Below are 1,122 nucleotides of genomic sequence, written 5' to 3' on the forward strand. Positions count from 1 at the left end.
TAAATTTGAGCGGACCAAGCCGCACGTGAACGTTGGTACGATTGGTCACGTTGACCACGGCAAGACGACGCTGACGGCAGCGATCACGACGGTGCTGACGAAGAAGTTCGGCGGCGAAGCGAAGGCATACGACCAGATCGACGCGGCACCGGAAGAAAAGGCGCGCGGCATCACGATCAACACGGCACACGTCGAGTACGAAACGGCTAACCGCCACTACGCACACGTCGACTGCCCGGGCCACGCTGACTATGTGAAGAACATGATCACGGGCGCAGCGCAGATGGACGGCGCGATCCTGGTTTGCTCGGCAGCAGACGGCCCGATGCCGCAAACGCGTGAGCACATCCTGCTGGCGCGTCAGGTTGGCGTTCCGTACATCATCGTGTTCCTGAACAAGTGCGACATGGTGGACGACGCGGAACTGCTCGAGCTGGTCGAGATGGAAGTTCGCGAACTCCTGTCGAAGTACGACTTCCCGGGCGACGACACGCCGATCGTGAAGGGTTCGGCGAAGCTGGCGCTGGAAGGCGACACGGGCGAGCTGGGCGAAGTGGCGATCATGAGCCTGGCCGACGCGCTGGACACGTACATCCCGACGCCGGAGCGTGCAGTTGACGGCGCGTTCCTGATGCCGGTGGAAGACGTGTTCTCGATCTCGGGCCGCGGTACGGTGGTGACGGGTCGTGTCGAGCGCGGCATCGTGAAGGTCGGCGAGGAAATCGAAATCGTCGGTATCAAGCCGACGGTGAAGACGACCTGCACGGGCGTTGAAATGTTCCGCAAGCTGCTGGACCAAGGTCAGGCGGGCGACAACGTGGGTATCCTGCTGCGCGGCACGAAGCGTGAAGACGTGGAGCGTGGCCAGGTTCTGGCGAAGCCGGGTTCGATCACGCCGCACACGCACTTCACGGCTGAAGTGTACGTGCTGAGCAAGGACGAAGGCGGCCGTCACACGCCGTTCTTCAACAACTACCGTCCGCAGTTCTACTTCCGTACGACGGACGTGACGGGCTCGATCGAGCTGCCGAAGGACAAGGAAATGGTGATGCCGGGCGACAACGTGTCGATCACGGTGAAGCTGATCGCTCCGATCGCGATGGAAGAAGGTCTGCGCTTCGC

The 1,122-nt window shown here is 61.9% G+C and carries 1 protein-coding gene; it reads left to right on the forward strand.

All coding sequences use genetic code 11. The features are described from left to right. Window positions 1–1,122, forward strand: a 1,122-nt coding sequence (gene tuf, locus JMF90_RS38055) for an elongation factor Tu (protein ID WP_236598139.1), incomplete at both ends; no start/stop codon positions are given.

It is taken from the genome of Burkholderia sp. E168m23, assembly GCF_016586125.1.
Taxonomy (GTDB): domain Bacteria; phylum Pseudomonadota; class Gammaproteobacteria; order Burkholderiales; family Burkholderiaceae; genus Burkholderia; species Burkholderia orbicola.